This window comes from Nocardioides sp. REDSEA-S30_B4 (assembly GCF_001627265.1).
Lineage (GTDB): Bacteria > Actinomycetota > Actinomycetes > Propionibacteriales > Nocardioidaceae > Nocardioides.
Map to the genome: position 1 here is coordinate 22,238 of NZ_LUPI01000083.1, position 8,616 is coordinate 30,853.

An 8,616-nucleotide genomic window follows, 5' to 3' on the forward strand; every position below is an offset into this window, starting at 1 on the left:
CCGGGCAGACCCCGCCGCGGGTCCTGCTCGTCGTGGCCGTGCCGACGTGGTCGGGGCACGCGATGTTCAACGTCAAGGACGTCTCCGTCGCGACCGGCTACACCCTGGTGACGCTGGGCCGCGTGGAGCGTGCTGTGGGGCGTGGAGGGCTGGGGCACCGTGTCGGCCAGCGCGACGGCGTACGCCGTGCGGCACCTCGGCGTCACGCTGCTCTCGCTCGTCGGCGTCGCCGCCACCGCCGCGCTCGCCGGCCTGGCCCTGGGCTCCTGGCGCTGGGGTGCCGTCGCCGCGGCCGCGCTCGTGGCCGTGCCGACGTGGTCGGGGCACGCGATGTTCAACGTCAAGGACGTCTCCGTCGCGACCGGCTACACCCTGGTGACGCTGGGCCTCGCGCTCACCGCCCGGCGGGACCGGCGCGGTGCCGCGGCGTTGGCGCTGGCCCTCGTCGTGGCCGGCGTGGCGCTCGCGGTGGGGACCCGCCCCGGCATCGCCCCCGGCCTGGTGGTGGCAGCCCTGGTCACGATGGTGACCCGCGACCGGTGGCGCTGGTGGGCGGTGCCCGCCGCCGGGGTCTCGGCCGGCCTCGTGCTGTGGGCGGTCTACCCCGCCCTCTTCTCCGACCCGGTGACCGCGTTGTGGCGCGGCGCCCTCAGCTCCTCCCGCTTCGACGACCAGCAGGGCGCGTGGTGGTACCTCCCGCTGTTCCTGGTCGTCGAGCTGCCCACCCTGCACCTGCTGCTCGGGGCGATCGGCGTGGTCGCCGCAGTCCTGGCGGTCCGGCGGACGGCGGGTCCGGGCCGGCTGCTGCTGGTCCTCGTGCTGCTCCAGGCACTGCTGCTGCCGACCCTGGGGGTGCTGCGGCAGGCCAACCTCTACACCGGCCTGCGCCAGCTGCTCTTCGCCGCGCCCGCCCTCGCCGTGCTCGTGGCGGTGGCGATCGCGACGCTGGTCGCGGTCGGGACGCGGCGCTGGGTCCCCTGGGTGGCGGCCGCCGCCCTCGTGCTGCCCGTGCTGGCGCAGCTGCAGCTGTTCCCCTACGGCTACGCCTACCGCAGCCCGGTGGCCCTGGTCGGCGCACCGGTCGTGGTCGAGCGCGACCCGTCCTGGGAGCTGCCGACCGACTACTGGCGCACCAGCGTGCGCGAGCTGGCGCCGGCGGTCCCCTCGGTCGGGGCGGTCACCTGCTCCCCGAGCCGGGACGCCGACGGCGGCTTCCGTCCCTACTCCCACGAGAGCCACGACGACTGCGCCCGCGACCCCGTCGGCCCCCTCATGCCGTACGCCGACGAGCGGGTCGGGCCGGGTCTCGGCTCGCCCACGCAGTTCGCCGCCGTCGTCACCGGCACCGACCGGGAGGCGGACAATTGCGAGCGGGAGGCCGAGGTGACCCGGCGGCTGTGGTGGCGCGAGCTGACCATGAGCTGGACGGCTGTCTGCGACCTCGAGCCGACGCCCTACCCGGTCGGCGGCCTCCGCCTCGACGGTGCCGGGCACGACGCGGCCGCGCTCCTGGACGGCTGGGACCTCCACCGCGCCCGGGTCGGCGCGGGCGTGCGCGGCGAGTCCGCCTCGCTCGCCGTGACGCTCCCGCCGCGGCTGCGGGCCCGCCCGCTCGCTCTCGAGGCGACGGCCGTCGGATCGGGCAGCCTCGCGCTGCACGTCAACGGCCGTGAGCTGCCCACGAGCACCGCGGGTCGGACCGTGACCGCCCGGGTCCCGGCCGAGCTGGTGGCGGCGTACCGCTTCGGACGGCTGGTGCTGGACGTGACCCGCACCGACGACCGGCAGGTGCGGCTGCTGACCCTGCGACTCAGAGCGGTGGGCCGATGACCGACCTGCACAAGCGTGCCTACGTCTCCGGGGTGCGCGGCGTGCGCGCCGGCCTGACGCGCACCGGCGTGATGGAGCGCCTGGACCGGTGGGCCGACGAGAGCCGCACCGGGTTGTGGGTGCGTTCGTGGTTCGCGGTCTACGACCTCGACGAGATGGCGCGCCTGAAGGTGCCCTGGTGGACCTTCGACTCCGCCGACGTCGTCGCGGCCCACCTCGTCGGTCGACCCGGGGCGCGCGTGCTGGAGTGGGGCTCGGGCTCGTCGACGTTGTGGTTGGCCGACCGGGCCGCGACCGTGGACAGCATCGAGCACGACCCGTCCTGGGCGGAGGCCATGCGGCCCCGGCTCCCGGCGCACGTGACGCTGCACGTGGTCCCGCCGGTCCCGCACCCCGACCCGCGCACCCCCTCGGGCAAGCGTGGCTTCGAGGGGTTGGACTTCACCGACTACGTGCACTGCGCCGACGACCTGCCGGGGTCCTTCGACCTCGTCGTGGTCGACGGCCGGGCCCGCGAGGCCTGCCTGACCCGGGCGGCGGACCGACTGGCACCCGACGGCCTGGTCGTCGTCGACAACGTGGACCGAGCGCGCTACCGCAGCGCGATCGCCGAGCTCGCCGACCGGCTCACCGACCGTCGCGGCAGCCGGGTCGAGGTGACCTGGACCCGCGGACTGACCCCTTCGCTGCCCTACCCGACGCGGACCGCGCTGCTGCGGGTGCGCCCACCGGTGGTCGCGCCGTGAGCCGGCAGCGGCTGCGCACCGTGGCGCGGGCGGCGTTCCTGGTCGCGGTGGTCGCCTTCGCCGCCTGGGGCCTCCAGGGCAGCTGGCGCGACCTGGTCGTCGCGCTCTCCTCGACCCCGCTGCCGGGCCTGGCGGTCGCCGCCGGGCTGGTGCTGCTCGGACTGCTCACCACCTGCGGCGCGTGGCTGCGGCTCCTCGCCGGCTACGGCCACCGGCTGCCCCGCGAGGACGGGCGCCGGGTGTTCTTCGTCGGGCAGCTCGGCAAGTACATCCCCGGCTCGGTCTGGTCGATGGGGGCGCACGCCGACCTGGCCCGCGGCTTCGGCGTCCCCGTCCGGGTCACCGTCGGCACCTCGTTGGCCTTCCTCGGCCTCAACGTCGCCACCGCGGGGCTGCTGGCCTTCGGGATGCTGGCCGCCGGGATGCCGACGCTGCCGCTGCCGCGGTGGGCCGGCCTGCTGGGCGCCCTGGGCTGCGCGGCGGCGCTGACGCCGCCCGTCGTCGCCCGGCTCGGCTCGCTGGTGGCCGGGTCCGCCGGGACGCTGCGCCTGACCTGGGGTGCCCTGGCGGTCCTGGTGGGCCGGATGGCGCTGACGTGGACCTGCTACGCCGGGGCGATGGTGGCGCTGATCCCCGGGACCACACCCGGGCACGTGGCCGAGCTGCTGGCCATCGCGGCGGGCGGCTTCGCCGCGGCGTACGTCGTCGGGGTGGCCGTGGTCGTCGCTCCCGCGGGTGTCGGCGCCCGCGAGGTCACGCTCGTCGCGCTGCTCTCCCCCGCCGTCGGGCTGGCGACCGCCACCGCCGTCGCCCTGGTCACCCGCGTGCTGCACACTGCGGCCGACCTGACCCTGGCGGCGGTCAGCGCCTTGCGGCGGGGCCGCAGCCCCGCCGTCCAGCGCTGACCTGCTCGGCCCGCTGGGGCCGGCTGGCGTCGGCTCAGCGCTTGCGCGACTTCTTGGCGCCCTTGCCGCCCTTGCTCTTCCAGCCCTCGGAGGCCTTGGGGCCGTCGCGGCGGACCTCGGCCTCACCGGACTCGTCCGGCGCGGAGTAGGTCAGGTTGGCCGGCGAGGTCGGGGCGTCGAGACCCTTGGCGTGGATGTGCGGCTGACCGACCGGCGAGCGCAGCGTCGGGTCGATGACCAGCACGTCCTCGTCGTCCTCGTCGACGTCGGCGTCCTCGTCCTCCTCGACGGTGACCTGGACGTTGAAGAGGTACCCGACGGTCTCCTCCTTGATGCCGTCCATGACCGCGGCGAACATGTCGAAGCCCTCCCGCTGGTACTCGACCAGCGGGTCGCGCTGGGAGTAGGCACGCAGGTAGATGCCCTCGCGGAGGTAGTCCATCTCGTAGAGGTGCTCACGCCACTTGCGGTCCAGGACCGAGAGGATCACGCGCCGCTCCAGCTCGCGCATGACCTCCTCGCCCAGCTCGGCCTCGCGGGCGTCGTAGGCCTTGTGGGCGTCGGCCTTCAGGGCCTCGATGAGCTCGTCGCGGTCGAGGTTGACCGCACCGTCGACGGCGGCAGCCATGCCCTCGAGGTCGAGGCTGACCGGGAAGATCTGGCGCAGCGCGGTGGCGAGCTGCTCCATCTCCCAGTCCTCCTCCTGGGTGGCGCCGGTGACGTAGCCGGTGACGACGTCGTCGATGAAGGTGCGGATCTGCGCCTCGAGGTCGGCGCCCTCGAGGATCGCGCGACGCTCGGCGTAGATCACCTTGCGCTGGCGGTCCATGACGTCGTCGTACTTCAGGACGTTCTTGCGGGACTCGAAGTTCTGCGCCTCGACCTGGCCCTGCGCGTTGGCGATGGCGTTGGTGACACGCTTGTTCTCGATCGGGACGTCGTCGGGGATGCGCAGCACCTGCAGCACCCGGTCGACCCAGTCGGACTTGAACAGCCGCATGAGCTCGTCCTGCAGCGAGAGGTAGAACCGGGATTCGCCCGGGTCGCCCTGACGGCCGGAACGACCGCGCAGCTGGTTGTCGATGCGGCGCGACTCGTGGCGCTCGGTGCCCAGGACGTAGAGGCCGCCGAGCTCCTTGACCTCGTCGTGCTCGGCCTGGACCTGCGCCTTGACCTTCTCCAGCGTCGCGGGCCAGGCCTCGTCGTAGGCCTCGGCGGTCTCGCCGGTGGGCTCGAGGCCCTGCTTGCGCAGCTCGGCGTCGGCCAGGAACTCCACGTTGCCGCCGAGCATGATGTCGGTGCCTCGACCGGCCATGTTGGTGGCGACGGTGACCGCGCCCTTGTGGCCGGCCATCGCGACGATCTTGGCCTCGTCGGCGTGCATCTTGGCGTTCAGCACGCTGTGCGGGACGCCCTTCTTCTTCAGCAGCGCCGAGAGGTAGTCGGACTTCTCGACCGAGACGGTGCCGACGAGGATCGGCTGACCGGTGCGGTGCTTCTCGGCGATGTCCTCGGCGACGGCCTCGTACTTCGCCTCCTCGGTGCGGTAGACGAGGTCGGGCTGGTCGACGCGCACCATCGGACGGTTGGTCGGGATCGGGACGACGCCGAGCTGGTAGATCTTGTCGAACTCCGAGGCCTCGGTCATGGCCGTGCCGGTCATGCCGGAGAGCTTGTCGTAGAGGCGGAAGAAGTTCTGCAGGGTGACGGTCGCGAGCGTCTGGTACTCCTCGCGGACCGTGACGTTCTCCTTGGCCTCGATGGCCTGGTGCAGACCGTCGTTGTAGCGGCGGCCGGACAGGATGCGGCCGGTGTGCTCGTCGACGATGAGGACCTCGCCGTTCATCACGACGTACTCCTTGTCGCGACGGAACAGCTCCTTGGCCTTGATGCCGTTGTTGAGGAAGGAGATCAGCGGGGTGTTGGCGGCCTCGTAGAGGTTCTCGATGCCCAGGTGGTCCTCGACCTTGGTGATGCCGGGCTCGAGGACGGAGATGGTGCGCTTCTTCTCGTCGACCTCGTAGTCGACGTCCTTGGTCAGGCGGGCCACGATCTTGGCGAACTCGCCGTACCACTTGACCTCGTCCTGGGTCGGACCACTGATGATCAGCGGGGTCCGCGCCTCGTCGATGAGGATCGAGTCGACCTCGTCGACGATGGCGAAGTTGTGGCCGCGCTGGACGCACTCCTCCAGGGAGGAGGCCATGTTGTCGCGGAGGTAGTCGAAGCCGAGCTCGTTGTTGGTGGCGTAGGTGATGTCGCAGTTGTAGGCCTCGCGCCGCTGCTCGGGGCGCATGTCGGGCAGGATCACGCCGACGGTCAGGCCCAGCCAGTTGTGCACGCGGCCCATCTGCTCGGACTGGTACTTCGCGAGGTAGTCGTTGACCGTGACGACGTGGACGCCCTTGCCGCCGATGGCGTTGAGGTACGCCGGGGCCACCGCGACGAGGGTCTTGCCCTCACCGGTCTTCATCTCGGCGATGTTGCCCAGGTGCAGCGCGGCGCCACCCATGATCTGGACGTCGAAGGGGCGCATGCCCAGCACCCGCTTGGCCGCCTCGCGCACCGTGGCGAAGGCCTCGGGCATCAGGTCGTCGAGGGACTCGCCTTCGGCGTGCCGCTTGCGCAGCTCGTCGGTCATGCCCTGCAGCTCGGCGTCGGACATCGCGACGAAGTCGTCCTCGATGGCGTTGACGGCCTTCGCGACCCCCTCGAGCTGGCGGAGGATCTTGCCCTCACCGATGCGGAGGATCTTGTCGAGAATCGCGGGCACGGCGTTGCTGCTCCTCTGAAGGTGGCTGTCCCGGACAGGTGCCCCGGGCCGCGCTCACTCTACCCAGCGGGGTGAGCCATCCCTAACCGACTGTCGACACGGCCGCGGACAGCTCGGGGGCGAGGTCCCCGCGTGGCGCGACGGTGATCCCGACCAACCCCAGCCAGCCCGCCAGGCGCCACAGCTCGGCTGCCAGCTGCTCGGCCGTCGCAGCGGGGGCGCCGGGCTCGGCCCAGGCGGCCGCGACCCGCAGGAGGCCCCCGTCGGCGGCGGCCCGGTCGGCCTTGAGGTCGACGCGCGCCACGATCTCCTCCCCCAGCAGGAACGGCAGCACGTAGTAGCCGTGCACCCGCTTCTCCGGGGGCGTGTAGATCTCGATGCGGTAGTGGAAGTCGAAGAGCTGCTCGGTGCGCTCGCGCTCCCACACGACCGGGTCGAAGGGGCTGAGCAGGGTGCGGGCGGCGACCCGCCGCGGGACCCGGGCGTCGCGGTGGAGGTAGGCCTGGCGCCGCCAGCCCTCGACCCGGACCGGCTCGAGCTCGCCGGTCCCGACGAGCTGCTCGATCGCGACCGCGGTGCTGGGCAGGTCGGGTCGCTTCGGGTCGTGCTGCTGGCGCAGGCGGTAGTAGTCGGCCAGGCAGGAGGCGGTGGCGACCCCGTGGGAGCGGGCTGCCCGGCGTACGAGCTCGGTGACGGCGTCCTGCGGGTCGAGCACCGGGAGGTCGAGGATCTGGGCGGGCAGGACCCGCTCGGGCAGGTCGTAGCGGACCTCGAACTGGGTGGTGCGGCCGGCGATCGCCAGCTCGCCGATCTGGTAGAGGAAGTCGAGGGTCTTGCGCGCCTCGGACCAGTTCCAGCCCCAGTGCTCCTTCGAGCGCGGCCCGCCGGAGCCGATGACCTGCTCGAGCTCACGCGCCGTGACCGGCCCGGGCTGCGCCGCGACGGCCACCCGGACCCGCTCGATCATCGAGTCCTCGACGTCCTTCCACCACTTGCCGCGGGCGGCGCGGTAGAAGTCCATCCGGTGCTGCATGAGCGGCCACAGGTCGACGGGCATGAACGCCTGGACGTGCGCCCAGTACTCCACCACCCGCCGAGGCCGCTTCTCTGCGGCCCGCGCCAGCAGGCCGGTGCGCGGGTCGGCGTCGTAGGGACCCATCCGGGAGTAGAGCGGCATGTAGTGCGCCCGCTGGAGCACGTTGACCGAGTCGACCTGCAGCACCCCGGTGCGCGCCAGGGTGCGGTCGAAGGTCCGCATCGTCGGCCCGGCGTGCGGCTTGTCGAGGAAGCCCTGGGCGGCCAGCGCGACCCGACGGGCCTGGGAACGGCTCAGCGTCTGGGTCTGTCCCTGGGTCGACGACACGGGCCGAACTCAACCACGCCGCACCGACACCTCGACTGCAGCCGGCTGGTCGAGGTGCGAGCGCAGCCTCCGGTGGTCGAGGTGCGAGGAGCGTCAGCGACGAGCCGCGAGACCCTGGGTCCTGGCGCGGGTCACGGTGCCCGGAGCCCCTGTGGAGAAGGGGTCTGAGCGTCTCGGAGTGTCGGTGGTCCCTGGAAGAGTCAGCTCATGGAAGGGCTCGGGCAGCACCAGGTGGACCGTGGTGTCGCGGTCATCGCCGGTGCGCTCACCGAGCTCGACGAGGTCTCCCTGTTGGGTCTCGACCAGACCGCGACCGCCGCCTCGCTGGTGGAGATCGCCGCGGCCGAGGCACGGCTGGGTGAGCTCAAGCACCGCGTCCTCGCGCACGCCACGGCGGTGCGGGTCGAGGAGGCCACCGGGGCCGCGACCACCGCGACGTGGCTGGCCCGTGCCACCCGCACCACCGTCCGGTCGTCACGCCGGGCGGTGCACCTCGCCACCGCGTTGGAGACCTACGCCCGGCTGCGGGAGGGGTACGCAGCCGGCGCGGTGAACACCGAGCAGGCCGAGGTCATCGCCCGTGCCCTCGACGCCCTACCCACCGACATCCCCGCCACGGTGAAGGCTGATGCCGAGCAGCGGCTCGTCGACCTCGCTGGCCACCACGACGCCTGCGACCTGCGCGTGCTGGGTGATCGGGTCCTCGACGTCGTCGCCCCCGCCGTCGCCGACGCCCACGAGGCATCCCGGCTGGAGGCGGAGGAGCGCGCAGCCGCCCGGAAGACGATGCTGACCATGACCCCTGACGGGCAGGGCAGCGTGCATGGCCGGTTCACCGTCCCCGAGCTGCACGCCGGCATGCTCCGCAAGCAGCTGCTGGCGCTGGTCGTCCACGACAAGCCCGCCCTGGGCGAGATCCCGGTGGAGGGTGGGCGACCGGAGCCGGTCAAGGCCGCCACTGGCGTCGAGCTCGGTGCCGCTTTCTGCGAGCTGCTGGAG

The 8,616-nt window shown here is 72.7% G+C and carries 6 protein-coding genes; 4 read left to right on the plus strand and 2 right to left on the minus strand.

Annotated elements, in window-relative coordinates:
• Positions 1-141 precede the first annotated feature (141 nt).
• From A6R01_RS15425 to A6R01_RS15435, 3 genes are read left to right on the plus strand one after another with little or no spacing between them, the layout of a single operon-like run.
• The gene (locus A6R01_RS15425; protein WP_292607680.1) at positions 142-1,830 is read left to right on the plus strand and encodes a hypothetical protein; all 1,689 of its coding nucleotides are present in this window, start codon (positions 142-144) and stop codon (positions 1,828-1,830) included.
• A complete protein-coding gene (locus A6R01_RS15430) occupies positions 1,827-2,576 on the plus strand; it encodes a class I SAM-dependent methyltransferase (protein ID WP_292607683.1) in 750 nt (249 codons plus the stop codon). Before A6R01_RS15425 ends, A6R01_RS15430 begins: the two co-directional genes overlap by 4 nt.
• Positions 2,573-3,481, plus strand: coding sequence for a hypothetical protein (locus A6R01_RS15435; RefSeq protein ID WP_292607685.1), 909 nt, complete (start codon positions 2,573-2,575; stop codon positions 3,479-3,481). The genes A6R01_RS15430 and A6R01_RS15435 overlap by 4 nt, the downstream gene beginning before the upstream one ends.
• A 34-nt stretch (positions 3,482-3,515) precedes the next feature.
• On the opposite strand, the gene secA is transcribed toward A6R01_RS15435, so the two are convergent.
• Both secA and A6R01_RS15445 read right to left on the minus strand, forming a co-directional pair.
• Positions 3,516-6,254: a preprotein translocase subunit SecA gene (gene secA, locus A6R01_RS15440; RefSeq protein WP_292607687.1), complete on the minus strand. Its 2,739-nt coding sequence runs from the start codon at positions 6,252-6,254 to the stop codon at positions 3,516-3,518.
• Between the two features lie 82 nt (positions 6,255-6,336).
• Positions 6,337-7,617 (minus strand): crosslink repair DNA glycosylase YcaQ family protein, encoded by a 1,281-nt coding sequence (locus A6R01_RS15445; RefSeq protein ID WP_292607689.1) that lies wholly within the window; start codon positions 7,615-7,617, stop codon positions 6,337-6,339.
• 207 nt (positions 7,618-7,824) lie between these two features.
• Between A6R01_RS15445 and A6R01_RS15450 the strand changes: the two genes are divergently transcribed.
• A partial coding sequence (locus A6R01_RS15450; protein ID WP_292607691.1) for a DUF222 domain-containing protein occupies positions 7,825-8,616 on the plus strand: 792 nt, incomplete at its 3' end.

Coding starts and splice junctions, on each gene's coding strand:
- A6R01_RS15430 (WP_292607683.1), top strand. CDS start 1,827: ATGACCGACCTGCACAAGCGTGCCTACGTCTCCGGGGTGCGCGGCGTG.